The sequence below is a fragment of the Alteromonas sp. CH_MED4-4 genome, from assembly GCF_037029575.1.
GTDB classification, from domain to species: Bacteria; Pseudomonadota; Gammaproteobacteria; order Enterobacterales; family Alteromonadaceae; genus Alteromonas; species Alteromonas macleodii.
In genome coordinates, this window is sequence record NZ_JAYMEU010000029.1 from 14,232 (window position 1) to 40,705 (window position 26,474).

General features: G+C 45.6%; 22 protein-coding genes and 1 tRNA gene. 7 read left to right on the forward strand and 16 right to left on the reverse strand.

What is annotated here, in order from left to right:
• Positions 1-418 precede the first annotated feature (418 nt).
• The gene (alr, locus tag WA381_RS16840) at positions 419-1,495 is read right to left on the reverse strand and encodes an alanine racemase (RefSeq protein WP_156085881.1); all 1,077 of its coding nucleotides are present in this window, start codon (positions 1,493-1,495) and stop codon (positions 419-421) included.
• A gap of 190 nt (positions 1,496-1,685) precedes the next feature.
• On the opposite strand from alr, the gene murQ reads away from it, so the two are divergent.
• A complete protein-coding gene (gene murQ / locus WA381_RS16845) occupies positions 1,686-2,699 on the forward strand; it encodes an N-acetylmuramic acid 6-phosphate etherase (protein WP_156085880.1) in 1,014 nt (337 codons plus the stop codon).
• Between the two features lie 18 nt (positions 2,700-2,717).
• Complete coding sequence (locus WA381_RS16850; protein WP_156085879.1) at positions 2,718-4,220, forward strand: exo-beta-N-acetylmuramidase NamZ family protein; 1,503 nt, start codon at positions 2,718-2,720, stop codon at positions 4,218-4,220.
• Positions 4,221-4,379: 159 nt separating this feature from the next.
• On the opposite strand, the gene WA381_RS16855 is transcribed toward WA381_RS16850, so the two are convergent.
• Together WA381_RS16855 and WA381_RS16860 are read right to left on the reverse strand one after the other, a co-directional pair.
• Positions 4,380-5,450, reverse strand: coding sequence for a mechanosensitive ion channel family protein (locus WA381_RS16855; protein WP_156085878.1), 1,071 nt, complete (start codon positions 5,448-5,450; stop codon positions 4,380-4,382).
• Positions 5,451-5,568: 118 nt separating this feature from the next.
• Positions 5,569-7,542, reverse strand: coding sequence for a glycoside hydrolase family 3 N-terminal domain-containing protein (locus tag WA381_RS16860; protein ID WP_156085877.1), 1,974 nt, complete (start codon positions 7,540-7,542; stop codon positions 5,569-5,571).
• A 196-nt stretch (positions 7,543-7,738) separates the two neighbouring features.
• On the opposite strand from WA381_RS16860, the gene WA381_RS16865 reads away from it, so the two are divergent.
• Positions 7,739-9,115: a Na+/H+ antiporter NhaC family protein gene (locus WA381_RS16865; RefSeq protein ID WP_014975536.1), complete on the forward strand. Its 1,377-nt coding sequence runs from the start codon at positions 7,739-7,741 to the stop codon at positions 9,113-9,115.
• A 76-nt stretch (positions 9,116-9,191) separates the two neighbouring features.
• The gene (ggt, locus tag WA381_RS16870) at positions 9,192-10,910 is read left to right on the forward strand and encodes a gamma-glutamyltransferase (RefSeq protein ID WP_156085876.1); all 1,719 of its coding nucleotides are present in this window, start codon (positions 9,192-9,194) and stop codon (positions 10,908-10,910) included.
• Between the two features lie 128 nt (positions 10,911-11,038).
• Here the strand turns inward: ggt and WA381_RS16875 are convergent, their stop codons facing one another.
• From WA381_RS16875 to WA381_RS16900, 6 genes are all read right to left on the reverse strand, one after another.
• Entirely contained in the window at positions 11,039-11,509 is a 471-nt protein-coding gene (locus WA381_RS16875; RefSeq protein WP_156085875.1) for a LabA-like NYN domain-containing protein, read from the reverse strand.
• 116 nt (positions 11,510-11,625) lie between these two features.
• A complete protein-coding gene (locus WA381_RS16880; protein ID WP_061094106.1) occupies positions 11,626-12,042 on the reverse strand; it encodes a VOC family protein in 417 nt (138 codons plus the stop codon).
• Positions 12,043-12,053: 11 nt separating this feature from the next.
• Positions 12,054-13,460 carry an aldehyde dehydrogenase family protein gene (locus WA381_RS16885; RefSeq protein WP_156085874.1) on the reverse strand — a complete coding sequence of 469 codons (1,407 nt, stop codon included), beginning with the start codon at positions 13,458-13,460 and terminating at the stop codon, positions 12,054-12,056.
• Positions 13,461-13,770: 310 nt separating this feature from the next.
• Positions 13,771-15,069, reverse strand: coding sequence for an adenylosuccinate synthase (locus WA381_RS16890; RefSeq protein WP_156085873.1), 1,299 nt, complete (start codon positions 15,067-15,069; stop codon positions 13,771-13,773).
• Between the two features lie 503 nt (positions 15,070-15,572).
• Entirely contained in the window at positions 15,573-15,755 is a 183-nt protein-coding gene (locus WA381_RS16895) for a DUF2065 domain-containing protein (protein WP_156085872.1), read from the reverse strand.
• A 56-nt stretch (positions 15,756-15,811) separates the two neighbouring features.
• Positions 15,812-16,990 carry an aminotransferase class V-fold PLP-dependent enzyme gene (locus WA381_RS16900; protein ID WP_156085871.1) on the reverse strand — a complete coding sequence of 393 codons (1,179 nt, stop codon included), beginning with the start codon at positions 16,988-16,990 and terminating at the stop codon, positions 15,812-15,814.
• Between the two features lie 263 nt (positions 16,991-17,253).
• Here WA381_RS16900 and WA381_RS16905 point away from each other — a divergent pair, with 263 nt between their 5' ends.
• On the forward strand, positions 17,254-17,682 hold the full coding sequence (locus WA381_RS16905) for a hypothetical protein (RefSeq protein ID WP_156085870.1): 429 nt from the start codon (positions 17,254-17,256) through the stop codon (positions 17,680-17,682).
• Positions 17,683-17,835: 153 nt separating this feature from the next.
• Here WA381_RS16905 and trxA read toward each other — a convergent pair whose 3' ends face one another.
• Positions 17,836-18,705, reverse strand: a complete 870-nt coding sequence (trxA, locus tag WA381_RS16910) for a thioredoxin (protein WP_014948105.1) — start codon at positions 18,703-18,705, stop codon at positions 17,836-17,838.
• 288 nt (positions 18,706-18,993) lie between these two features.
• On the opposite strand from trxA, the gene WA381_RS16915 reads away from it, so the two are divergent.
• A complete protein-coding gene (locus WA381_RS16915; protein ID WP_014948104.1) occupies positions 18,994-19,326 on the forward strand; it encodes a DUF962 domain-containing protein in 333 nt (110 codons plus the stop codon).
• A gap of 283 nt (positions 19,327-19,609) precedes the next feature.
• Positions 19,610-21,718 (forward strand): S9 family peptidase, encoded by a 2,109-nt coding sequence (locus tag WA381_RS16920; protein ID WP_156085869.1) that lies wholly within the window; start codon positions 19,610-19,612, stop codon positions 21,716-21,718.
• 200 nt (positions 21,719-21,918) lie between these two features.
• On the opposite strand, the gene WA381_RS16925 is transcribed toward WA381_RS16920, so the two are convergent.
• The 6 genes from WA381_RS16925 to purE all read right to left on the reverse strand — a co-directional run bounded on the left by WA381_RS16925 (position 21,919) and on the right by purE (position 26,330).
• Positions 21,919-23,100, reverse strand: a complete 1,182-nt coding sequence (locus WA381_RS16925) for a PQQ-dependent sugar dehydrogenase (RefSeq protein ID WP_131137143.1) — start codon at positions 23,098-23,100, stop codon at positions 21,919-21,921.
• Positions 23,101-23,294: 194 nt separating this feature from the next.
• The gene (locus WA381_RS16930) at positions 23,295-23,768 is read right to left on the reverse strand and encodes a Dps family protein (RefSeq protein ID WP_014948101.1); all 474 of its coding nucleotides are present in this window, start codon (positions 23,766-23,768) and stop codon (positions 23,295-23,297) included.
• Positions 23,769-23,954: 186 nt separating this feature from the next.
• Complete coding sequence (locus tag WA381_RS16935; RefSeq protein ID WP_069943644.1) at positions 23,955-24,500, reverse strand: copper chaperone PCu(A)C; 546 nt, start codon at positions 24,498-24,500, stop codon at positions 23,955-23,957.
• A 66-nt stretch (positions 24,501-24,566) separates the two neighbouring features.
• A tRNA-Thr gene (locus WA381_RS16940) sits at positions 24,567-24,642 on the reverse strand.
• 60 nt (positions 24,643-24,702) lie between these two features.
• On the reverse strand, positions 24,703-25,839 hold the full coding sequence (locus tag WA381_RS16945) for a 5-(carboxyamino)imidazole ribonucleotide synthase (protein ID WP_014978177.1): 1,137 nt from the start codon (positions 25,837-25,839) through the stop codon (positions 24,703-24,705).
• The gene (gene purE, locus WA381_RS16950; protein ID WP_014948098.1) at positions 25,836-26,330 is read right to left on the reverse strand and encodes a 5-(carboxyamino)imidazole ribonucleotide mutase; all 495 of its coding nucleotides are present in this window, start codon (positions 26,328-26,330) and stop codon (positions 25,836-25,838) included. Before purE ends, WA381_RS16945 begins: the two co-directional genes overlap by 4 nt.
• Between the last annotated feature and the right edge of the window lie 144 nt (positions 26,331-26,474).

Sequence of the window (26,474 nt, forward strand, 5' to 3'; positions counted from 1 at the left end):
CAGCCAGTCTTTGCCATTCGGTCATAAATTTTCGCTGTTACTCCCCTCAAAAAGAGACAGCAGCGATGATTAGGGCAACAAATAAAAAGCCCGGTTAGGCACAACCTAACCGGGCTTTCTTGTATCTTTTATTTGTATTCCTAGACGCCTACAACAAACCTATTGCTTCTTCTGAACAGGTCTTGACGGTCGACTTACTACTCCACGGTTCACTCTTGGACGAGAAAACGAAGTACGCATACAAACCTCACTTATGAGTTGTTGCTCAGCACAGTTGGAGGCGAAACATTCACCGCAATCCCGCAACCAAGCCGATACAGTATAGGCTCAAAATGGGGGTAAAAGTCTCATTCTTTTAATGAATAGTGCTTTATTAAAACTTATATGCGGTCTAGCCAAACTGGCACTGCTTTGATAACTAAAGGTATTTTACAATGCGCGGCACGCGTTGAGAAACGCGGGTCATTAATTCGTAGTCGATAGTGTCAGCATTAGCCGCAACTTCCTGAATTGGCACATTATGCCCCCAGAGTTCAACTTCATCGCCCACCGCGACGTTGTCGATATGAGTTACATCGATTGTGATCATGTCCATAGAAACGCGGCCAGCTAAATAGGCGCGTTTACCTCTAATCATTACCGGCGTACCGTTTTTGCAGTGTCTTGGATAGCCATCGGCATAACCAATGCCAACGGTTGCAATTTTGCTGGGCTTACTTGCTACCCAGGTTTGACCATAACCAATTCCCTCACCTGCAGGTATGGTTCGTACCGCTAATACACTGGAGCGAAGTGTCATGGCAGGGTAGATTTCAATGTCGAGATTTTGTGAGGTAGAAACGGCACCGCCATAAACCCCCACACCTAAACGGTTCCAAGCATTTCGACTTGCAGGCCAGTTTACCGTGGCGGGAGAATTAGCCACGCTGGATGGCAAGTCCAATTTACTCGCTACTTGATTGAACGCATCGATTTGCGTGTTGGTAAAGTTATTATCTAAATCGTCAGCGCACGCAAAGTGCGTAGCAATAACCGTTTGCTCGCTAAGTAAATGATTGTACTTATCAGCAATCCCTTCGATATCGGAAAGGGCAAAACCCAACCGGTGCATGCCGCTATCCACTTTAAGCCAAATATGCGGGCGCTGCTGTTCGGGGCAGCTTTCTAACCACGTAAGCTGTTCTTCGCAGTGCATAACTAATATACAGTTATGCTGAAATGCCATTTGGCACTCTTTTGCCTGATGTGCCCCTTCTAACACCACAATAGGCGCAGAAATTCCCGCGTCGCGAAGCGCAATGGCTTCTTCAATTATTGCTACGGCAAAACGCGAAGAAACATGCTGAAGAATGCGCGCAACATTTACTGCTCCATGACCATAAGCATCGGCCTTTACTACCGCCATAGACTGACTTGAGGGCGCTAAAGCAGCAAGGGCTTTAAAATTATGTAAAAGGGCATCAGCATGAATGATAGCTTGCGTTTGTCGGCTCACAGAAAAACACGTTCCTTAAATGTTTAATGAGAAAGAATATCGAAAGCCAAAGTGTACCACGAGAAACGTATTAGCTGCGCAGGATTAATAATGAAAAACGTACCATCTAACGCAAGGTTTCTTATGGCATAAAATACCGTTATGCTTTGCGCTAGCTCATTATCACAATTTCGTTGCCCCAAGGTTTTCAATGTCTTCGCACAATTCTTCTACTTCAGAATCATCCGCCAACGCCAGTATTAAAAATACAGTCAGTACTGACATTCAAGCGGCAGGTAATAAACCTACTGTTAACGAATTAGCCCAGTCACTGAATAAAATTGTTTCAGAAGGCAGAAACCCAGACACCCTCGATATAGACACGCTAAGCACAGAAGGCATTCTTGCCCGCATTAACAACGAAGACGCGAAAGTGGCAAACGCAGTTACCTCGCAAATTCCGCAAATTGGAAAAGCGGTGGATGCTGCAACCATTAGCATTAAAAATGGTGGCAGGCTTATTTATATAGGCGCGGGAACCAGCGGCAGGCTGGGCATACTTGATGCGGTAGAGTGCCGCCCCACGTTTAGCGTGCCTGATGAACTGGTTGTTGGCGTGATAGCTGGCGGTGAAAAAGCCATTCAGCACGCCGTAGAAGGTGCAGAAGATGACGTCGACGCGGGGCGTGCTGATCTTGTAGCGCTGTCCTTAAACCACAACGATACCGTTATTGGTATTTCGGCAAGCGGTCGTACACCCTATGTAAGTGGCGCACTGGAATATGCCCGTTCGCTTGGCTGCTTTACCGGCGCTATTGCATGTAGCCCTAACGCCGCTATTTTTACCCATGCTGATGTAGCTATATGCCCAGTTGTTGGCCCTGAGGCACTTACTGGCAGTACGCGCATGAAGTCGGGTACGGCGCAAAAGCTAATTCTTAATATGATTAGCACCAGCACAATGATTAAGCTGGGGAAAACCTATCAAAACTTAATGGTAGATGTGAATGCCACTAACGAAAAACTAAAAGCCCGTGCGCTTCGCATTGTTATGCAGGCTACGGACTGCAGTGAAAATGCTGCTTTAGCAGCGCTTAGTGCGTGTAACAACAAAGCTAAAGTTGCTATTTTAATGGTATTAACGGGGCAATCTGCCGAGCAGGCCGCCGCTCAATTAGATGCTAGCGGTGGATATTTACGTTCCGCCGTGAATAAAAGCGAATAAGCACGGTAGCCTAATGCTATGAAAGTTTTAACTTCGGTCACATTTAACAAGGTTTTTAGACGCCTAACGTCGAGCGCATTCATTGCAGTACTTTCTCTAGCACTAATTAGCTTATCGCTTAACGGCTGTGCACAGCAAAGCTTATCTACACATGTATATACAAGCGATGCAGGTGGCAACGCGAAGCAGCCTACACTAGGGGATAAGCAGCCTGTATCAAGCACTAAGCAGTTTACTGTTGGCGCTGAACGCTATTCGAAATACCTGCCCTTGCTAGCAGGTAAACGGGTTAGTTTGGTGGTAAACCAAAGCGCGTTGGTTTCGAGCCACAGCGCATTGCCTTCTAGCATGGTTGAGCCTGAAGAGCGCGAATCGAGCAACAGCTTGGCTGCACAAAAAAATAAGATAAAGACAAGCCAGCGCAATCAGCATCTGCTTGATGCCCTACTTCAACGCAGTGTTAATGTTGTAAGTATTATGTCACCGGAGCACGGATTTAGAGGAGAAAAAGGCGCTGGCGAAAAGGTAGATAGCAATATTGATGCTAAAACCGGTATACCTATTCACTCCCTTTACGGCCCAACCAAAAAGCCTACCCCCGACATGTTGGATGGCATCGATGTGATTGTTTTCGATATTCAGGATGTAGGCGTACGCTTTTATACCTATTTAAGCACCTTGCACTATGTGTTGGAGGCGGCCTTTGCGCGTAATATCGACGTTATCGTGTTAGATAGGCCAAATCCTAACGGCCGTTATGTTGACGGCCCAGTACTTCAATCTGAATTTTCGTCGTTCATTGGCTTGCATCCTATTCCCGTCTTACACGGTATGACCTTGAGCGAACTTGCTCAAATGATTGTGGGGGAACAGTGGTTAGATATTGACGTGAGCAGTTATGACAACGCTAAGCTTACCGTTGTCCCAGTGCAGGATTATCAACGCACTGCACATTATTCATTGCCCGTAGCCCCTAGTCCTAATCTGCCAAACGATTTATCGATACGCCTTTACCCAACGCTGTGCTTTTTTGAGGGCACCGACGTGAGTATAGGTCGCGGCACTGACTTTCCCTTCCAACTTATTGGCCACCCGTTTGTTGAGTTTGGTAAAACCAAGATACCGGTAAATGCAAATAGTGCAGCGCCCCACCCCAAACATGAAAATACTCTGCTAAGTGCACATGTCTTTTCTTATGCTGATCCTACGATCTTGGAAGGCTCTGACTCTAAGCAAACAACTCACAAGCGCTCACCAATTAGTGGCTTGGATATCGCTACATTGATAGACGCCTATTCTCGTTTTTCTGAATATAACAAGATGGTCAGCGCCAGTGATGCCTCTGAAGAAACTTTCTTTACTCGCCCAGATTTCTTCGACAAATTAGCGGGTACCGATGCGCTACGATATCAAATTCAAGCCGGTAAAACGCCTGCAGAAATTCGTCAGAGTTGGCAGAAAGAGTTAAGCAAATTTAGAGAAAAACGAAAAGCATACCTGCTTTACGAAGACACGGATTGATATACAGATAAACGCCTTTAGCCTTGAGGATTTGAGGTTTCTTATCAAGGTAAATGTGGAGGAAGCGTTAGCGATGCCAAACTTAACATACAAAATGTAAGTAAATACTCACACCCAAATAAATACAGGTTTATTGGAGGCTAAAAAAGTTAGTAAAAACTAACCTTCTTCATTTTTTGTTTTTACCAAAGCTGCGAGCTGAGCTTCAGCGGTGGCTTTTTGATGTTTAAGCTCATCTCTGTTTTCGCCTTCACTATCAGCTAGTTTTGCATCAATATCGGCGATCGTCTGCATCAGCGTTTCTTTACTTTTTTCTTTTTGCTCGGCCTCTTCAGCCTTGTCAAAAATAACGTCTTCAGGAGATGCTTCTTCTTGTTTAGTGTGTCCAGGCGATTTAGCTATCATTTTCAAGCCGTCGGGCTGGGGACGTTGATTCATAAAGCTAGGAGAAATAATTTCAATATCGGCATTATGCAAAGCGTCGAGTACGGCTTTGTGAAGCCGTGAGCGCGCGCTCAGCAAACTCTTCACTTCAGTTAGTAGACCTGAAATGCGATAACTTACTGAAAAGTCGCCTAGCCCAACCACTTGTACAAATGGCTCTGACAGCTGGGCATTTTCAGCTGCCACAAGTAAGTGCTTTTCAATAATGCTGTGATGAATATCGTAACCTAAGCTGATATCCACACTAACAATTGCGCCAGACGCTCTGGTCACAGAAATGGGCGAATTCACCATCAGTGTATTGGCAAAGGCAATAAGCTCTCTGCTCTCAGTCTGAATTTCAACATCGAGCAAGCCCATTTCGGTAACACGACCGCTGTAGCCTTCTACCTTGATAAAGTCACCCACTTTAAACGGACGGTTTACACGAAGTACAATCCCTGCCATCAAATTCCCTACCATGGTGGTAGAAGAAAAGGCAATCACACCTGATATAAGTACGCCGATAAGTGCAATAACCTGATTTCTAGTACTCTCACTTACAGGGAGCGTCATCGCAATTACGACAGCTCCAATGATAGTAAGTACCAACATTCCTACTTGGCGAGGTAACTTCTGCTCACTAGTAAGATGGCTCTGCTTGGCTAGCAGAAGGTAGTGCAGTGCGATGAGCGCACTTATTACCAATACAATAGCGACTAGGAGCGGAACAAAAGGGAACAACGCACTTAATACCGAATCGACTAATGAAGTTTTCGTAGCGCCTGATGTATTTGTTGTATTCACGGTATTTCCTTTTGAAATGGCTTTTGAATTGGCTTTTGAAATGGCTTTTGGCTTGGCTCTTAGTTCGCACTTAAATGGGCAATATCTTTGGTTTTGGTCTCTGCTTTCGCGTGGCCACCTATTTCAACGAAACAGGTGAACGTCCCTCAGCGAGCGCGCTACCAAGTAATACATCTACCAAAGCATTAAGACCATAGCTCGTAACGTGCTGATTTTCTTTGTCACTTTGCTGTGTAATGTTCACCGCATAACTAAATGTAGCAACAGCAACATCGGCTAGCTCTTTCACGTCATGCGCTTTATATGGCATGCGCAGTGGAGCAAAGACCACGGTTTTATTCTGTGCTTTCGCAGCAACCATTATTTTTTTGCTAAATGCCATCACCTCAGTCTCGCTTGCGCGTTGTTTCACATGCTCAGGTAAATCGAAACCTGCTAATTCATAGTTAGCATGGAGCGGACTAATATTACCAACCACCAGCACGTCAGCTTGTTTTAATAAATTCATTGCTAATTGGGTTTTAGGTAGCGCAGTTAACGGCAAACACGCAAACTCCAGAGTCTTATTGTTAAAGTTGGAACGTGCGCGTGTAAGCGCAGCTTCGAATGCTAAACATCTTGCTGCGTCTGGCATAAGCGCCAACCAGCGATTTGAAGTTATTGGCAACTCATCCTTCCCGAAGAGTACAGATACCGAAGATTTAGAAAGCGCTTTCTCGATTTTAATTTCTCTATTTTTCAAACTGTTAGGGTTATTCATTGAAGCATTTTCTTTCGCTTCATTGAGCCACCATGACATGGGCTTGGAAATAAAACTTTGCAAAGCAAAGCGCTGTTTTGCCTTAATAATACGATTATGAGACGCTTTCAAGAATGCGCTTTCTGAAATTCGATATGCTGCATTATCCATAAGTAACGCGAACTTTTTTATGTCGTCTTGGGTTCTTATGGTGAACGGCATAAGCGCAATGTCAGCACCTGCGCTGAATGCACTGACTAATGCTTCTTCATGGGAGAAAAACTGAGTAATACCTGCCATGTCTAACGCGTCAGTAACGATAAGGCCTTGATATCCTAATTGGTTGCGAAGCAAATTGCTTAGTATCTTCTTCGACAAAGTAGCAGGAACTATTTGTGACTTACCATGCTTATCAATAATTGTCGTATCGTCTAAAGACGGGTACTGAATGTGTGCACTCATTACCATTGCAGGAGGCGTTGCGCTATTAATGATATTCGCAAAAGGAAGGATGTCACCCGCCATAGCTTGCGCTTTGCTATGCGTTACTTGCGGCAAGCCACTGTGGCTATCTACATGGGTATCACCATGGCCTGGAAAATGTTTGATAGCACTCATTACACCTGTACTTTGCATAGCACTGACAAATGTCTGCCCGAGTGCGGCTACCTGCTCTGGATTTTCCGAAAAGCTGCGTACGTTAATAACGGGGTTCTTCGGCTCGCTATTTACATCAACCGACGGCGCAAAATTGGTGTTTATTCCCAGCGGTAAAAGCGTTTGCCCAATATGCGATGCCACACTTTGCGCAAATGCGCTGCCTCGCTGATGAAACGTGGCGCCAATGGCCATGTTTCCCGCAAACGGCGAGAGCATGTCTGAAGGCAACCTTGCTACTCTGCCCCCTTCTTGATCGACAGCAATAAACAACGGCTGACTACCTGCTTTTACCATATGCTGCTGCATGGTGTAATTGAGCGTAATTAACTGCTCGGTATTTTGAATGTTCTCTGAAAACAAAATAACACCGCCGATGTTGTGCGTACTAAGCACATTTAAAAGTGACGGTGGAATTACGGTCATGGGCGTACGGCAGCGCGAAGACGGCGTATTGTCTTCACAGAAATAGCGAAAATCCAAAATGATTTTTTGCCCGAGCATGTTTTTTACAGCGCGAATTGTTTCGGCATCAGCGCTGGGCTTAGGATTATTCGAAGCGTTAGCACTTCCAGATTGAGCGGTTGCGCTAGCAGTAAACAGTGAAGCACTTAATAAAATGAGTATGCCTGACAAGATAGCGCTAAGGCCCATCAATGAAGCACGTTTTTTACAAATAACTTGCTGGAATAACAATGTTTATCTAATCCTTGGTAACACGAAGCACAATACGGTACGCTAGCATAAATGAGAGAAGCACGTTCGCCAACTTTGAACTGCAATCACACATTCTCTTACGCAAATAGACATACCTATAGGGAAGGTAGAGCGTAGTAACTTATCAAAGCTCAACAAGTCCTAGGCACACATAAATTTAAGTTTGGAAAGAAGTATGGATTGGATGTCAGTCATCCCCCCTCTTGTGGCTATTGCCGTCGTCTTTTGGAAAAAAGAAGTCATACTCGCATTAGCGCTGGCTGTTTTGTGCGCGGAAGCGTTAATTTTGGTAAATGCTGATATCGCTAGCAGCTATATGGCGCCCATTAATGCCATAGAGCGCGTGGTTGATACCGCCGCGAGCCCGGGCAATACACGGGTGCTTATTTTCTCTGTACTAGTGGGCGCGTTGCTCGCATTTATACGTGACTCTGGCGGAGTAACGGCAACGGTCAACTTTCTAGTAAACAAAGGGGTAGCGAAGAGTCGCAAACAAGTTGGCGGCTTGACCATGTTCACTGGCATCGCTGTATTCATAGAATCAAACTTAAGTGTGCTCACTGCCGGCATATTCGCCCGAGGTCTGTTTGACCGTTTCGGCATGAGCCGCGCGCGCTTAGCCTACATCATCGACTCCACCAGCGCGCCCGTTTGTATTTTGATTTTATTGAACGGCTGGGGGGCATTTATACTCAGCCTGCTCGATGCATACGAGCTACCAGCTTCGTCAGCCTCAATTTTATGGGGCAGCGTGTTTTTTAACTTTTACGCTATCTTCACCTTACTTATTGTGGCCTACACTATTTCCGCTGACAAAGTGCACGGCCCCATGGCTGAGGAAGAAAAAGCACTCACGCATGTAGAGGTTAACCAAACTACGGAACCTGCCACCAAGGCACGTTTTATGTTGGTACCGCTAATAATAATGGTATTAAGCATGGTTGGCTTCATGTTCTGGACAGGTAATGGGGTATTGTCTGAAGGCAGTGGGAGCAAATCTGTACTTTACGCTACGGCTCTTGCCACTGCCATTGCCTATGGTCTGCTCTTAATCCACAAGCGTTTTACCCACAAGGAAGCGGTAGAAATTGGTTTTAAAGGGATGGGTGAACTACTTCCTCTAGTAACCATAGTGTTACTGTCGTTAACCTTAGGCAATAGCCTTAAGGTGCTTGGAACAGGCGTGTTTGTCGCGGGCATAGTGGGAGAGTATCTTCCTTTAGTGCTTATTGTTCCCATGCTATTTATTGCCGGAGCGATCATGTCGTTTACCACAGGCACGTCATGGGGCACATTCGCCATCCTAATTCCTATTGGTGTGCCGCTGATTCAAAGTTTAGGGTTACCCCCTTCACTGGTCATTGGCGCTATTTTGGGGGGCGGCATATTTGGTGATCACTGTTCACCTATTTCCGACACTACTGCCGTATCTTCGCTAGCAGCAGGTACTGACGTATTAACGCACGTTAAAACTCAGTTTCCCTACGCACTATTTGCGGGCGCACTTACGCTTATTGCCTATTTTGTAGCAAGCTTGGTCATGCTTGGTTAATGCCGTTGATTAAAGTTTGCTGGAAGTCAGTTGCTAATCGCAAAGGTTTAGCAATGTCTGTAACAAGGAGTTTGTAATGAAAAAGCGGATAGCTAACATCGGGTTTATCTCGGTAATAGTGGCATTTATTTCAGTAGTGGCAGCGTGTTCCCATGCGCCAAATCCCCCTGCTGATAGTGCTAGCAACAATACAGTAGGGCTTAGCCAACAGGCCGTTGCCATGCCTGACAGCTACAGTGCCGATGCTGCAATGCAGGTACTCCAAGAAGGTGGTAACGCAATTGATGCTGCTATTACGGCACAGTTTGTCTTGGCTGTTACTCTACCTGAGGCGGGCAACGTAGGCGGTGGCGGCTTTATGACAATAAAGTTTGAAGATAACACCGACTTTTTAGATTACCGTGAAATGGCACCTGAAAATGCGCATCGCGATATGTATCTTGACAAGCAAGGTAACGTAAAACCGTATGAGTCTTTGTTTGGGGCTAAAGCGTCTGGCATTCCTGGTACCGTTGCTGGTATGTGGGCCGCGCACAAAAAATACGGCACATTGGATTGGGAGCGTCTACTCGCACCAGCCGTTGATTTAGCCGAGCAAGGTTTTGTGGTTCACGAGAAGCTGGCCAATAACATTGATCACTATATTGAGCGTACCAAAGAAGCATCTATCAATAACAACTTTAGCGAGTATTTTGCACACGCTAAAGCAGGCACTACCTTCAAACAGCCAGAGCTAGCGAAAACGCTTAAAGCTATTCAGCAACAGGGAAAGGATGGCTTTTATAAAGGCGATGTAGCAAAGCATATTGTTGATTTTATGCAGCAAAACGGCGGCCTTATTACCTATGAAGACTTACTGGCTTACAAAGCAGTGTGGCGCAAACCTCTTCACCTAAACTGGCAAGGTTATGAGCTGGTGACCGCACCTCCTCCAAGCTCTGGTGGTGTTGCCGTTGCCCAGTGGATCGGCATGCTAGAAGCCTATGACGCAACGCACGATTTGCCAGCGCAAAACAGTACTGAATACATTCACGTTATGTCAGAAATTGGTAAGCGCGTGTTTGCCGATCGCGCTGAATACATGGGCGATCCTGATTTTGTTAGTGTTCCGGTAAAAGCGCTCACTGACGCTAACTATATTACTCAACGCGCAGCAGATATTCAGCCTACCAGTATTTCTGATACCCCAAGCGTTAAGCCTGGTTTAAAAGAAAGCGAAGATACAACACACTTCTCCATTATGGACAGATGGGGTAACGCTGTTGCCAATACAACGACCATCAACCTCACTTTTGGTAGCGGTGTTGTTGTGACTGGCGCTGGCTTTTTGTTGAATGATGAAATGGACGATTTTAGTGCTAAGCCTGGCGTGCCTAACTTCTTTGGCGCAGTGGGTGGTGAGGCAAATGCTATTGAACCTTACAAGCGCATGCTGTCTTCTATGACGCCAACGCTGGTTACTAAAGACGACCAAGTGGTTCTGGTAACAGGCTCTCCTGGCGGCACTACCATTATTTCGTCGGTCACACAGTCGCTATTGAATGCCCTGCTTTACGATATGAGCGCTGAAGAAGCCGTGAACTCACCACGTTTTCATCACCAGCTATTGCCCAAAGACACCATTCGTATGCACGACGGGTTTACAGAGGCAACGGTAAATGAGCTTAAAGCGATGGGCTATACCATAGATAACCGTCGCTTTGGTGATGTGCATTTAATTAAACGCACTAAAGAGGGTGTAGAAGCCGCATCTGAAAAAAGCGGCCGGGGTAAAAGCCTAGTACAACCGTATTAGAACAGCCATATTAGCACAGCCGTATTAGCACAGGGCTGTTAGCTGATCCACATTAGCTGAGCTCCATTAGCGTAGCTTTGAGGGCTCAGCTAATGTGGATCAGCCTTGAACAAAGTACAAGCTGAAAACTACAGCAACAGCGTGGCGTCGATAGGCACGTACTTAGACGCCACTTTTTGAATACTTTCAGCCGTTAATGCAGGAACACCGTACACCGTTACGGTTTTCCCTTTTGCTTTAAGGGCGTTTACAAGAATATCGAAATCGCCGTCGCCCGACACCAGAATAACTTCGTCAACATCGTCGGCGTGTTCAAGTGCATCTACCGTAATGCCCACATCCCAGTCGCCTTTCGCCGAGCCGTCAGCACGTTGAATGAAAGGCTTTAACTTTACTTCAAACCCAATAGCACGAAGAATGTTTTGAAATTCACGTTGTTTGCTGTCACCCCTGTCTATGGCATATGCAAAAGCATGAGCTATATCCAAATTGTAGGTAAGTTCACGCCAAAACTGGTTGTAATTAAAGTTACGTTTGTACGCCTGACGGCAGGTGTAATACACGTTTTGTACGTCTACCAGCACTAATGCTTTATTCAAAACCACTCTCTTTATCGATTTAATCGGTTATTGTTTTCTGATGTTATAGCCTTTTGATAATAAGCCCAAAAACCTGATGATGAAGTTTATGCGCAAAGAGCAACTGACACCGATTATTATGAAGCGAAAAGCTGACAAATATCTGCGAACGCTTTGAACTCTAACGCGTTGCCGAAAGGGTCTTTGAAAAACATGGTGGCTTGTTCACCCGGCTTACCTTTAAAACGAATGTAAGGTGCGATAACAAACTCGGTATCGGCAGCCTCTAATTTACTTGCCAGTGCTTGCCAATCGTCCATGGTTAGCACAACGCCAAAGTGCGGCACCGGCACAGCATGATCGTCTACCCCGTTATAGGCAGGCGGCGACGGCATAGCCTCTACACAATGGGTCACTAATTGATGGCCGAAGAAGTTCCAATCTATCCACTGGGTGTCACTGCGGCCCTTTTCACAACCCAACAACTCACCGTAAAACGCTTCTGCGTCGGTTAAATTAGTGACCGGAATGGCAAGATGAAAAGGTTGAACCATGAAAACTCCTGTTATAAAAACTTCTTAAGCAACGACAGCTTAAACTTAGAAAACGGCGCATAACGAAAGAACACGTCAAGGGCGAATGAACGTTTCATTACCGTTTTAATATGGCTGAATGTATCAAAACCTGCTTGGCCATGATAGCTACCCATGCCGCTATTTCCTACGCCACCAAACGGTAACTCAGGGTTAGTCATAAACAGCATAGTGTCGTTAGTACACACACTGCCTGAACTGGTTTTGCTGATAATATTATCAAGCACATCGTCCTTATCACTAAATGCATAAAGTGCGAGTGGCTTAGGCCTGCTGTTCACGAACTTAATGCCCGCCTCCATGTTGTCGACAGTGATAATAGGTAGAATAGGGCCGAAGATCTCTTCTTTCATTAGCGGGCTATCTAGCGATGGCTCCAGTACAAGGGTAGGCGCCATTGCTGGACGAGATTCATCTAGCTCGCCGCCATACACCACATTGACGTTTTCAAGGTAACTTTCAAGACGCTTTAAGTGACGATGATTAACGATATTGCCGTAATCTCGTGACGATAAAGGTGCTTTGCCGTATTGCTTTTTCAGCTCTTTTTTAACCGCATCAATAAGCTTTTGCTCAAAGCCCTTTTCAACAATGACATAGTCAGGCGCAATACAAGTTTGGCCCGCATTCATCCATTTACCCCACACTAAACGGCGCGCGGTGACAGCAAGGTTTGTGTTTTTATCAACAAAACAGGGGCTCTTACCGCCAAGCTCAAGGGTTACTGGCGTTAAATGTTTGGCCGCGGCGCTCATGACAATTTTGCCCACCACTTCACCACCGGTGTAAAAAATATGGTCCCATTTGCAGGCAAGTAGCGCCGTCGCTTCATCTTTACCGCCTTCTATTACGGCAACGCATGAATTATCCATATATTGGGGGATAAGCTTAGCCACCAGCGACGAGGTTTCTTCAGCCAATTCAGAGGGTTTCAATACCGCACAGTTGCCCGCTGCAATAGCGGCGATGTAAGGGGCAAGCAATAACTGAAGCGGATAATTCCACGCTCCGATAATAAGCACAGTGCCAAGCGGCTCAGGCTTGCGAAAGCTCTTACCTGGCCATGCCACCATGGGCGTTGATACTTTGCGTGGTTTTGCCCATTTATCCAAATGCTTAAGCGTATGCTTGATATCAGAAAGCAGAAACCCTTGTTCCGCTACCATGGCTTCGGTCTTACATTTGCCTAAATCATTTTTAAGGGCCTGTAAAATGTCGTGCTGGTTGTCTTTCAGTAAAGTTTCTAATGCCTTTAACTGGCTTTTACGCCACTCCAAGGACTTGGTTCTCCCTGTATCGAAACTGTCGTTAAGCTTGTGAACAACGTCAACGAAACACACGCCAGTTTCCACTGCGTGAAGAGAAGGTCTATTTGGCATAAGAAGGCTCCGATAGCATAACACCCACTGCAACAATTCTATGGCTCATCTTAAGATTGTTGTCGGGCAAAGCAGCGCAATAATTAACTGATACTATCTTATATTAATAGGGATGTTCGAAGACAACGCAACTAAATTGTTAATTAATGTTTAATGAGCTCGTATTTTAGGGCAAGTGGCTGACGTCACACTTAAGGAGTATAAACAGTTAACGTTGAAGCAATAACAAGATTATATAAAAGTAAAAGGTCGAAAAATTACAAAAAAAGCCCAGTGAACACTGGGCTTTTAAACATTTAATGTGAAACTATTACGCGTCGTATGGGCTGCGTAAAACGATAGTTTCGTTTCTGTCAGGGCCTGTTGAAACGATATCAACCGGCACACCTGTTAGCTCTTCAAGACGCTTAATGTAGTTTTTCGCAGCTTGTGGAAGCGCTTCAAACTCAGTTACACCAAAGGTGTTGTCTGTCCAACCCGGCATTTCTTCATAAACAGGCGTCACTTTTTCGTAACCGTCAGCCGCCATAGGAGGAACGTCTTTCACGTTGCCGTCTGCATCTTTGTAGCCTACACAAATTTGAAGGCTTTCAAGACCGTCTAGCACGTCAAGCTTGGTTAAACAGAAACCTGTAATAGAGTTGATTTGTACTGCGCGTTTCATCGCAACTGCATCGAACCAACCCGTGCGGCGCTTACGACCTGTGGTCGCGCCAAACTCGTGACCTTTAACACCTAAGTGTTGGCCTACTTCACATTCTAGTTCAGTAGGGAAAGGGCCTGAGCCTACACGCGTAGTGTATGCTTTAACAATACCCAGTACGTAATCTAGCTTAAGTGGGCCAAAGCCAGCACCCGTTGCTACACCACCAACGGTAGTGTTTGACGACGTAACATAAGGATAAGTACCGTGATCGATGTCTAGAAGTGTACCTTGTGCACCTTCAAACATAATAGGCAAGCCAGCATTGTGTGCTTTGTCTAGTTCGTCAGTTACATCAACAACCATTGCTTTAAGAATGTCAGCAACTTCCATTGCACCTTTTAAGGTTTCATCAAAGTCTACTGCTTCTTCGCCATAGTACTGAGTAAGCGTGAAGTTATGCACGTCTAGCACTTCTTTTAGCTTTGCTGCGAAGTCTTCTGCATTAAACAAGTCACCAACGCGTAATCCACGACGGGCTACTTTATCTTCATACGCTGGACCGATACCACGACCAGTTGTACCAATTGCTTTTGCGCCGCGGGCTTTTTCGCGCGCTACGTCTAGTGCAATGTGATAAGGAAGAATAAGCGGACAAGCTTCACTAATCTTTAATCGCTCGCGCACTGGAACGCCACGCTCTTCAAGCATAGTCATTTCTTTCATTAGTGCGTCAGGGCTAAGCACAACACCGTTACCAATAATACAGGTAACATTTTCGCGTAGGATGCCTGATGGGATTAAGTGAAGTACGGTTTTTTCACCGTCGATTACTAGAGTGTGACCTGCATTGTGTCCGCCTTGGTAACGAACAACATATTTTGCGCGATCAGTGAGTAGGTCTACGACCTTGCCTTTACCCTCGTCACCCCATTGAGTGCCGAGTACCACAACGTTCTTTGCCATGAATCATATGTGTAAGAAAATTAGGCGGGGATTCTACAAAATTCTAGGGCAAGGATCATCTCTTTTTCGAACAAAAATACGACTATTTTATTTTTATTTTTGAAATCACAAAGATGCCCCACTTACGCTCGAGCCTTTTTGAAGTAAGGCTTGGTTTCTTATTTTTCGGCACAAACATTCTAAGATACTAATTTTTAAAGTTTTCTAAACATTACCTAGTATAAAAGCTGAACAGACGGTCTACCCCAGTCTGCACTACGCCCATTTATATAACGTTTTGCTATTATTCGCGGGCATTGGATGTTTAAAAGATAATGAGGTATTCAAAGGGCTGAAAATATACCTTTGAATGTTGAATACAGGTTTAAGAGCACACTTTTCAGTCAACGGTAAAGTCGTGCTCCTTTTCGAACTATGTATTATGGTAAAGCGTGTGACGATGGTTGATGAGGTCCGTTTTCACACCGCTTCACGCCTCTTAATGCCTAGATCTGGGCGCTAACTCAACTGAAATAAAACAGCAGTAGTGCGCCTATTATCACAAGGGTTCCGCCAGTTTGACGTAGTTGATTACTGGGCTGTTGGCTTATCTGAAGTAAATAATTGCGCCATTTATTTGGAAAAAGAAGCGGCCCTATTCCTTCTATAATAAGTACCAACGCTAAAGCGGGTAGTAGCCACTCCATAAAACTATCCTCAAATAATTGTGACGTTAATATTTACGTATGTTTAAAGCAACGACTTACGCTTTCTGATTCAGTGCGGTTAAATCAATGTACTCAGGGGTGTGGTACAGACCAAAACCAAATCGTAAGCAGTTTCCTCTAAAATCGGTAAGGATATGGTGCTCTTTAAGCGCTGAAGCAAGGGCTTTTGTTTCATCGGCACTATCTAATTCAAAGGTAAGGAAATGCCCCCGGTGTGCTTCATCACTTACTGCTAGATGTTTTTCGTTTAGCAAGGGATGGTTGCAGGTAGCAAGTTTCTCTAGAAATGTGCGCTGCATGCCCATTACGTATTCGTTAACTGTGGCTACATCAATGCCATTATCGTCGAACATACGAAGTACGGCTCTTAATCTGTAGAGCGCGGTAAAATCCATGGTCGCACCAGCAAAGCGCATTCCATCTAGACTATATTGAACGCTGTCTTTGCCGCCAACCTTGCGAGGCTTATCTAGCTCGCCGAACTCTGCAAACCAGCCTGTATATGCAGGTCTTAACTCACAGCCCACGGGGACGTGCGCAAAACATGCGCCCTCCCCTGCCTGAGCATATTTATAACTACCGGCAAGATAAAAGGCACGGTGGGCAATGTTCGCTATATCGGTAGGCTTTGCCATAAACCCGTGATAGCCATCAACCACAATAAGGGTATTGTCGTTAGTTACGCTATTTACGATATCTGTGACATCGTTCACCACGTATCCGGAATTAAAAAACACCTGACTAAAGAAAACCAGCTCGGGATCGTGTTCGGCAATGGCGGCCTTAAAGCGCGACGCAAACGTATCGTAGGGTTTAGTAGGTACGGTAATAAGTTCTATCGCACCCTGCTCTTGCATCCTACTCGCTTGGCGCTGAAAACTGTGAAACTCGCTGTCTGTCGACACGACTTTATAAGGTGCAGCACTATCTATGCAGCTCATACTACGATAAAGCAATTCATGGGTATTAGGCGCAAAAACGATTTGCTGTGGTGCTCCAGTGTTCAGTATGTTGCTAATGCGCTGCTGTAGCTCTGGCACCAAAGTTTGGAAGAAATATCCCCATTTTTCGTCAACATACTTAGCGCTGTCATCCCAGTAGTTGAGCATTGCATCACGTGTGCAGTCGGGCCAAAAGTAGTGGCTGTGACACGCATAATGCTGTTTACCTTTGTTCGCATTAAGAAACCCCGTATAAAAATGCTGATATGCCATGCTTTACTGCCTACTTTAGAAACCGAATAAACCCTATCAAAATTCTATCTTTTTCGCATGAATCTGCGCCTGCAACAAAACATTTATTTACAAATTAAGTGTAAATAGTTTTGCCCACCTCATCCCGCTTAATAATATTTCCTATATATCTATATCCACTGCAAATCTTGAGAACTCTGCTATATCATATAGGGGTGAGTTATTTAGTTCTTCGAGTTAGCAAGCTTGGTCTGTTCCACGCAGACAAACATTAAAGGTATTTTATGCGTTTTCCTAAATACGGAAATTATTCATTGGATGTTTCAGGTAACGTACTTGAGGTGTTTGCAACCGGGGCGTGGAACCTGAAAACGACAGAGTTTTTTATAGAAGAAATGCATGAACTTATCGCTAAGTTCGACAATAAGCCTTGGGCTGCCCTAATGGACGGACGCCGCTGGGTGCTTTCTACGCCTGAATGCCAAACCCGTTTAGCAGAAGCAATAAAGGTGAACATTTCGCGAGGGCTCACACGCTCAGCTTACGTGCTGGATACCGGAATGGTTAGGTGGACCCAGTTAGAACGAACCCACCCATCTAAGCACCGTGACGCTGAATCAGCTAACTACGAGCGCGATTATTTTCAAAAGTATTTCGAAGCACTTAATTGGCTGCACAAAGAAGGGTTCTCCCCTATTCTCTCGCCTAAGTAAATACAGCAATCGAAGTAGAAATACATACGGTGACACTCGTCAGCATGCGTTCTCCGTCACCTGCAAGTACCAGCACGAAACTCGTACAGTCAATTTATCAAAGTCAGACTCGACTCATTGTCCCCTACGACAGCCGCTAAAATGCTGACGTTGTTAGTACAATAAGCTGTAAACTTTTCGGCGGTATTCCGACTTCAACGGGTCGCCGTCGGCAAGCGCATTCACCATATCCATCATTAGCTTTCTGGCGTCGCCAAACCCAAGTTCTTTCTTTAACACACTATAAAGAAGCTCTAGTGCATCTTGTGCTTTGTTCGCTTGCTGCAACTGTACCGCTAAATCAACTTTAAGCTGCAAGTCGTCTGGGTTCGCTTCTACCGCTGCTTGAAGCTGACGAATTTCAGGCGTGTCGGCGGCTTGTTCTGCCAATTCAATTTTTCCCGCTAAGCTCTTATAGCGAGAGTCTTGATCAACCAACTTAATTTCTTCCAATAACGCTTTGGCTGTATCGATAGATCCGGTCTCGATATAGCAATCAATAAGCATATATTTAGCGTTTACGTTATCTGGGTTGAGCGCTAGGGCTTCTTTAGCTGCGGGCAGTGCCTCTGCATAATCACCTTGCTGAATCGCTTTGCCAGCAGTGGCAAGTAGATCGTCTTCAGGATTAGGCAAATATTTAGCGAGCATTTCGCGGATTTGCTGCTCAGGTTGCACACCCGCAAAGCCGTCTACAGGCTGACCATTTTGCACCACCATCACCGTTGGTAGACTTCTAATACCAAACTGTGCAGCGACTTCTTGCTGGGCTTCGCAGTCTACTTTAGCCAGGATCAAGTGCTGGCTATATTCGCCCGCCAGCTTTTCCAAAATAGGCATAAGGTCTTTACAGGGCTCGCACCAATCTGCCCAAAAATCGATTAGCACCAGCTTATCTTGCGACGCTTCAATAATGATTTGTTGAAAGTTTTCTACCGTAATATCTACGATGGTTGCTTGGCTATTCGCAACGAGATTTTCCATAACGCAGGCCTTTAATTTTTTGTATTGAGTGGAATATGGGGCAGACGGCCTGAAATTACAAGGTTAAGGTAGGCTATCTTTGGTCACCGCGCCTTGCACTAGGAAGCGCCTCTTAATTCGCCACTTTGTTGTATCTTCGCCAGTGAGCACGCATGTTTGCGAAAACTCATTCTCTTTTTGTCGTATTCACGACAATCTATTTCAGAATAGAATGTTAACGTAGTGTAAACTACTGCTACTAAGTCACTCTACTTCTATAAAATACATGCTTATGGCCGAGAGGGTTTTATGTCTACACAAACAAGCGCTGACACGCATTTTGCTTCATTCAAAGAGTTTTACCCGTTTTATTTAAATGAACATAGAGATAGTACATGCCGCACGCTTCATTTTATCGGCTCGTGGCTGGTTCTCGGCGTTATAGCACTAGCAGTATTTATGGCTAGCTGGTCGCTACTGTGGTTTATTCCGCTAGTAGGTTACGGTTTCGCTTGGGTAGGTCATTTCTTCTTTGAGAAAAATCGCCCTGCGACATTTAAACACCCGCTATACAGCCTAATGGGCGACTGGGTCATGTTTAAAGATATTCTTGTGGGCAAAATTAGCCTTAAAGGCGAATAAAGTTCAAGTGACTTAAAGGGCGGCCAGCCCTCTATTAATAATGACAACCGCCATTGCTAGCGCCCTGCGTTGTTAAACGTCGCGCTTCATGGTGGATATGTACTTTTAACGGACAATCCAGCCTCTTTACCGCACACGCTTTACAGACAAGAAACGAAAGCGATATGGTTAGAGACAACGTTCGCAGGTTGCTACATTTGCGTTAGGATTTACGCTAGGCATATGACAGCGAACATTCTACCTATCGCGCTCAGCGCAAAAAACAATAACAAAAGGAACAACTATGTTTGCGTCTCGTTTCGCCTTTCGACCAGTACGAAAAGGCTTATGTGTTACCTCGACTGCATTATCACTATTGGTTTTAGGTATAAGTCAGGCCAATGCATTGCAGGAATCTGCCTCTGATTCGACTAGCTTAAATGCGCTGACATACGATGACACCTTTAACTTAGAATTTGTGGCCAACCCACAGTTTCTTAATAAGGATACGGTAATTTATTCTCGTCAGAGCATGGATGTCATGACTGACGGAAGACAAAGCCGACTTTGGCAAGTAAATATTAAATCCGGTGAGCATCGCCCGTTTATTGGTGTAGATGAAAACTTGTCACAGGCTACCTTATCGCCCAACGGTAAAATGGTGGCATATACAAAATCGGTCAACGGCCGCGCACAAATCCATCTCTATTACTTAGATACCATGCAGTCTGTGCGCTTGACCAACACCGGCGAAGCACCTCGTCAGTTAACCTGGTCTCATGACAGCAAAACCTTAGCCTTCACCCAGTTTACCGAAGAAAAGCAAAAGCCATTGTTTACCGGCATGCCGAGCAAGCCTAAAGGAGCAAAGTGGGCTGACCAGGGCACCTATATTGATGCGGTGCAGTATAGAGGTGACGGAAGAGGCTACTTGCGTGAAGGCTTTGACCAGATATTTGTTCTGCCTGTTGAAGGCGGTACGCCGCGTCAGTTAACAACTGGAAAATTCCCTAGCGGCGGCACCCTTTCTTTCTCTAAAGAGAATGACTGGATTTATTTTGCCACACCACAACGAGAAGACTACGCGCTGCACCCTTTGTTTAGCGACATCTATAAAGTGAATGTGAATACAGCGGCAGTTGAACAAGTTACCGATATCGAAGGGCCTGAAGGTAGACCAACCTTGAGTCCCGACGGAAAATACCTTGCATTTACTCAGCTCAACGACAGAAAGCTTTCTTATCAGAATGGCGACCTTGTGGTACTTGAGCTTGAAAGTGGTGACATCAGCCGTTTAACTACGTCACTAGATAGAAGCTTAGGCAAATTTGAGTGGCGCAAAGACAGCCGAGGATTAATCTTTTCTTACCTTGATCACGGCGAAACTAAACTTGCTGCAGTGAGCCTGAAAGGCGATGTGAAACCTATCGACGTTAGCATAGGTGGACAAGCTTTTGGACGCCCTTACACGTCGGGCGACTTCGCAGTTAGTGATAAAGGCGATATTGTTTACACCACGGCAAGCCGCACTGTGCCTGGCGACCTGGCGCTTTATAGAAAAGGCAAAGACGATACGCAACTCACCGATTTAAACAGCGATGCACTTGGTCATAAAACACTGGCAGAAGTACAAGACCTTTCCGTAGTATCAAGTGTGGACGAGCTGCCTATCGACGCATGGATCGCTTTGCCACCAGGATTTGATAGCAGCAAAAAATACCCGCTAATTTTAGAAATTCATGGCGGCCCACATGCAGCCTACGGCCCTCACTTTGCCATGGAAATTCAGCTAATGGCCGCGCAAGGTTATGTCGTGGTATGGGCTAACCCAAGGGGCAGCAGCTCTTACGGTGAAGACTTTGGTAATTTGATCCACCATAACTACCCATCAGAAGATTATAACGACCTAATGGATGTGGTAGACGCGGTTGTTAAGCAAGGCTATATAGATTCAGAGAATCTGTTTATTACTGGCGGCTCAGGCGGCGGAACCCTTACCGCATGGTCTATTGGTAAAACTGACCGCTTTAGTGCAGCTGTTGTGGCGAAGCCGGTTATTAACTGGATGAGCTTTTCATTGACTGCCGACGCATACCCGTACTTTAGCAACTACTGGATGGCAGATATGCCGTGGACAATTGCGGATAAACTCTGGCAGCGTAGCCCTTTGAGCTTAGTGGGCAACGTAGTAACACCCACTATGCTGCTAACCGGTGAAGCCGATCACCGTACTCCAATTAGCGAGACAGAGCAGTATTATCAAGCGTTGAAGTTACAAGGTGTAGATGCTGCAATGGTGCGAATTCCAGGGGCTTCACACGGCATTGCAAGCCGCCCTTCTCGCTTAATACAGAAAGTAGGAAATATTGTGGCGTGGTTTGAACGCTACAAGAAGAATAGCGACGGCGAATAAGTCAATACGAGACCCGATGTCCTTATAAATAAAAAAGGCGCTTACTTCATTTTACAATAGCAATGAAGCGGCGCCTTTTCTCATTCTACGTCTTATACCAGAATTTGAAAGGGAACAGCCATTCCTGCATTCCCACGCTTCGCTATGAAGCTTGCCAGCGCCTTCTGAGTGAGCACTTATCTATGCGGACTGGTATTATGCTATTTGGTTAGCTTTAATACTTTGCCGTTCGGTGCATCGGTCAGTAAGTAAATGGCACCTTCTGGGCCAACTTCAACGTCGCGAATACGGGCGTGATTGTCTCGAACATATTCAAACTGCTCTGCGGGCTTTCCATCTTCTACTTTTATGCGACGAAGGTGAGTAAACTTCAACGACCCCACCAGTACATCCCCGTTCCATTCTTTGAACATTTCACCTTGGTAGAACGTTAGGCCGCTTGGCGCAATTGATGGGTCCCAATACACCCAAGGCTGCTTCATGCCATCCATATGGGTTTTGTCGCTGATAATGTCGCCACTATAGTCAACACCATAGGTAATCACAGGCCAACCGTAGTTTGCACCGCGTTCAAGGATATTGATTTCATCACCACCTTTCGGGCCATGCTCCATCGCCCATACCGCACCAGTTTCAGGATGAATAGTAACGCCTTGCACGTTGCGGTGACCATAGCTGAATATTTCAGGGGCTTTGCCGTCTGTGAATGGGTTATCTTCTACTGCGCTGCCGTCACGGTTTATGCGTACAATTTTACCGAAGTGGTTATCGGTGTTCTGCGCTTCTTTCATGTACTTGTAGCGGTCGCCCATGGTGATGTACAAGTGCTTTTTAGCATCGAACGCTAAACGACAGCCAAAGTGAAAGCCGTTATCCACAATTGAGTCGGCACTAAAGATAACGTCAACATTTTCAAGGCCTGAGTCGGTAAGCTTAGCCTTTGCAACACTGCTACTGCTGCCCGGCTTGCCCTCAACCTCACTCGCTTTGCTGTAACAGAAGTAGATAGTGTTGTTGCTGGCAAAATCCGGGTCGATAGCGATGTCCAACATACCACCTTGGTTTTGCGCAACCACCTTAGGCACATTACCTAGACGTCCTGACAACTTACCGTCTTTTGATAAACGCTGAATGCCACCTTCACGTTCCGTAACTAGCAGATCGCCATTTGGCAAAAATGCCATTCCCCAAGGATGAACAAGCCCTTCAGCGAGCGTGGTTACGGTAATATCGCTGTCGGTGATTTCATGCGCTTCGCCATGTTTATGATCTCCGTGAGCTAAAGCGGATTGGCTGATCGTAAGCGCCAATACACAAGTAAGTGACTGCGCTAGCGCGCTCACAGGTTTGAATGGTACAGCTAAAATAGTTGATGGTTTCATCGCTAGGAGCCTCATTTTAAAAAGCCGTGTGCGCGTTCACACAGGCTTCTTCTATTATTCTTAGTGGAAGGCAGTATACAAAAAAGGGCACAGCGCTGCTGTACCCTTTGTGATAATTTTACTTGCTTATGCGATAAAGGTGACTGGCCGATTAAGCCTATGTTAAATCACTGTCACCGCACTTATATAGCGATTTACTTCGGTAATGTTGCACGAAGCATCCACGCAGTTTTTTCATGAACGCGCATACGATCGCCAATTAACGCTGCAGATGACTCATCGTCTGCGTCTTGCGCTAGCTTTAACGATTCACGGCAGGTTTTCACAACTTGCTCATGACCATGAGTTAACAATCTCACCATTTCCGTCGCTTCAGGTACACCTTCCACTTCTTCAATTGAACTAAGCTCAGCGAACGACTTATATGTGCCCGGTGCAGCAACACCTAGAGTACGAATACGCTCTGCAATTTCGTCTACCGCTTCAGCAAGCTCTGTGTAATGCTCTTCAAACATTAGGTGCAATTCACGGAACTGCGGACCTTCTACGTTCCAATGAAAATTATGCGTTTGAAGGTACAAAGTGTAAGAGTCGGCCAATAACTTCTTAAGGCCTTCTGCTACTGCGTTACGATCGCTCTCAGAAATACCAATATCAATCTTGCTCATGTCACACTCCTTAACGTTAAAACCCTTTTTAGATTTACCTTCAGTCCATTCATCGGCGCTGAAAAATCTTGGTTTAAATAATATAAGTTAATAGTACTACAGAAATTTTGATTTAGATTAACGGTTTAGTTGATTGCATTCATCGCATTAATCGATGACTTTATACATTCTGCCTCAGCCACTCTATTAATGGTGGTGATGGTGGCTTTCGCCCGCTTCTTTTTTAACAGGTAGCAAAACTGGTAGTTCACTCCCATCGCTAAATGTGAGGGTTAGTGCTACTTCGCTGCCCTCTTCTAATCCTTTGGTCAGCCCCATCAACATGATATGACGGCCGCCTGATTCAAAAGAGGCCATTTCGCCCGCTTTTATTATAACGCCGTCAGTTAGCTCACGCATTTTCATCACGTCTTCCTCCATCACCGTTGTGTGGATTTGCGCTTCACTTGCTACATCGTTTGATACTGAAACAGACGTCAGTGTTTTATCGCTGTCACTATGATTATGCAAAGTAAAGTACACTGCGCCGGTTTTTGCCAAAGCAAAGGTCGCTCTGGCATAACCATTCATTACCATTACTTCTGATTGCTTACTGGCGTGCTTGTGCTGCTCTTTTGGCATGTGATGGTTATCATGGTCATTGCCATGCGCGTAAATAGTCGCAGACATGCTTAAAGAAAATAAGCCAGTTACGATAACTAACGGTTTAAGTGATTTGGAAAAAAATGACATACAGTCTGCTCCGAATGAATACTCGTAAGCAAGTGTACGTAAGATTGGCATAGGAAAAAAGAAAAATGGTGCCGACTGCCGGAATCGAACTGGCGACCTACTGATTACAAGTCAGTTGCTCTACCAACTGAGCTAAGTCGGCACACTTTAAAAACCGCTGCCTAGACAGCGGATGCGTATTCTAGCGATAAACGCGTGGGTGTCAACCTTTTAATCGCGTTGCTTCACCAACTAATTTTGGGAAGTACTCAAGTGGTAAATATTTGCTCAATGCCATGAGCTTTTCACCCAAGCTTTCATAACTATTCGTGGTGACATTGATGTGTCCCATCTTGCGCTTTTCACGAACAGATTTTCCGTACCAGTGAAGATGACTACCATCGATGCTTAGCAAATCGCGCGAGAAGCTGCTGCAACCAATAATGTTGACCATAGCGCTTGGGCCAATGGCTGACGTGTCACCAAGAGGCAATCCACAGACTGCACGTAAGTGATTTTCAAACTGGCTGGTTACAGCGCCCGACTGGCTCCAGTGCCCGGAGTTATGTACACGAGGAGCAAGTTCGTTTACAAGTAGCTTGTCGCCTACTTGGAATAGTTCCACAGCCAGCACACCGACGTAGTTCATACCCTCAGCAAGTTTCACAAAAATATCGTGAGCCTGGGCCTGAAGTGCATCATCAACGTTAGTCGCTGGCGCAACCGACACATGAAGTTGACCTTGGTGATGCAAATTTTCAGCAAGTGGATAGGTGCGTACGTCGCCATTAGCATTGCGTACACCGATTAATGACAACTCTCTGTCGAAAGCCACCATTTTTTCAACCACTAAAGGCACAGTCTGCAAATCTAATCCCTGAAGCGCATTTTTTAGTTCAGGTAAGTCAGCCTCATCACTTAAACGCCATTGACCGTATCCGTCATAGCCATCGCGGCTAGCCTTAAGAATGAGTTTGCTACCCAGCTGCTTTACGCAATCGTCTAACTGGGCAAGGTCGGTAACTATTTGGTGCTCACAATTTGCCACCTGCATGCTTTCAAGCAGCTTTTTCTCACGTACGCGATCGGCGCCAACAAGAATGCTGTCAATATTTGGCATCAACTTGTTTGTTTTCGCCGCGTCTTCAAGAAGCCTTTCAGGTACATGCTCAAATTCTACTGTAAGAGCATCTGCACCTTCTAGTGCTTGAGCAAGTGAGATTTCAAGAGGGGTTTTGCTAACTGGATGTACAACGGTATCGTTGTTTACGTCCACAGCTTGAACGTCAATACCTAACGGGCTTCCCGCCAGGTACATCATTTGAGCAAGTTGGCCTGCGCCGTAAACGACTACTCTCATTCATCTAGCTCCAACGTATTGCTTGAAGCAAGTACCGTATCAGTTTGCGATTTTCTAAAAGCGATAACGGCATTGCGTACGCTTTCGTCTTGCAGCGCAACAACTTGTGCCGCGAGAAGACCCGCATTTGCTGCACCAGCCTCACCTATTGCCAGTGTACCTACCGCAACACCTTTCGGCATTTGAACGATAGAAAGCAGTGAGTCTAATCCGTTGAGCGCCTTTGATTTAACCGGGCAGCCAAACACAGGTAAATGCGTGTGTGCAGCAATCATACCCGGTAAGTGAGCTGCGCCGCCTGCGCCAGCAATGATTGCGCTAAAACCTTCATCTGCAGCGCTTTCTGCAAACTCTACTAGCAAGTTGGGTGTACGGTGCGCCGACACCACCTTCGCTTCAAATTCAACACCAAACGACTTCAGCATTTTTGCGGCCTGCTGCATAGTAGGCCAGTCTGAAGTTGAACCCATTACAATCGCGACTTTTGCCATCTAGAGATCCTCGGGGTAGGTAAAGTGGACAACCTTGGAAAGGCCGCGATTGTAGCGTAAAACCGTTCAAAATCCCACCGTAAATGGCGTCAATTATAGCGCCACTCGCTTAAGGGTTGTTGAGGCTACTCTCTTATAAGGGTG

Coding starts and splice junctions, on each gene's coding strand:
- murQ (WP_156085880.1), top strand. CDS start 1,686: ATGTCTTCGCACAATTCTTCTACTTCAGAATCATCCGCCAACGCCAGT.
- WA381_RS16850 (WP_156085879.1), top strand. CDS start 2,718: ATGAAAGTTTTAACTTCGGTCACATTTAACAAGGTTTTTAGACGCCTA.
- WA381_RS16865 (WP_014975536.1), top strand. CDS start 7,739: ATGGATTGGATGTCAGTCATCCCCCCTCTTGTGGCTATTGCCGTCGTC.
- ggt (WP_156085876.1), top strand. CDS start 9,192: ATGAAAAAGCGGATAGCTAACATCGGGTTTATCTCGGTAATAGTGGCA.
- WA381_RS16880 (WP_061094106.1), bottom strand. CDS start 12,042: ATGGTTCAACCTTTTCATCTTGCCATTCCGGTCACTAATTTAACCGAC.
- WA381_RS16885 (WP_156085874.1), bottom strand. CDS start 13,460: ATGCCAAATAGACCTTCTCTTCACGCAGTGGAAACTGGCGTGTGTTTC.
- WA381_RS16890 (WP_156085873.1), bottom strand. CDS start 15,069: ATGGCAAAGAACGTTGTGGTACTCGGCACTCAATGGGGTGACGAGGGT.
- WA381_RS16895 (WP_156085872.1), bottom strand. CDS start 15,755: ATGGAGTGGCTACTACCCGCTTTAGCGTTGGTACTTATTATAGAAGGA.
- WA381_RS16900 (WP_156085871.1), bottom strand. CDS start 16,990: ATGGCATATCAGCATTTTTATACGGGGTTTCTTAATGCGAACAAAGGT.
- WA381_RS16905 (WP_156085870.1), top strand. CDS start 17,254: ATGCGTTTTCCTAAATACGGAAATTATTCATTGGATGTTTCAGGTAAC.
- trxA (WP_014948105.1), bottom strand. CDS start 18,705: ATGGAAAATCTCGTTGCGAATAGCCAAGCAACCATCGTAGATATTACG.
- WA381_RS16915 (WP_014948104.1), top strand. CDS start 18,994: ATGTCTACACAAACAAGCGCTGACACGCATTTTGCTTCATTCAAAGAG.
- WA381_RS16920 (WP_156085869.1), top strand. CDS start 19,610: ATGTTTGCGTCTCGTTTCGCCTTTCGACCAGTACGAAAAGGCTTATGT.
- WA381_RS16925 (WP_131137143.1), bottom strand. CDS start 23,100: ATGAAACCATCAACTATTTTAGCTGTACCATTCAAACCTGTGAGCGCG.
- WA381_RS16930 (WP_014948101.1), bottom strand. CDS start 23,768: ATGAGCAAGATTGATATTGGTATTTCTGAGAGCGATCGTAACGCAGTA.
- WA381_RS16935 (WP_069943644.1), bottom strand. CDS start 24,500: ATGTCATTTTTTTCCAAATCACTTAAACCGTTAGTTATCGTAACTGGC.
- WA381_RS16945 (WP_014978177.1), bottom strand. CDS start 25,839: ATGAGAGTAGTCGTTTACGGCGCAGGCCAACTTGCTCAAATGATGTAC.
- purE (WP_014948098.1), bottom strand. CDS start 26,330: ATGGCAAAAGTCGCGATTGTAATGGGTTCAACTTCAGACTGGCCTACT.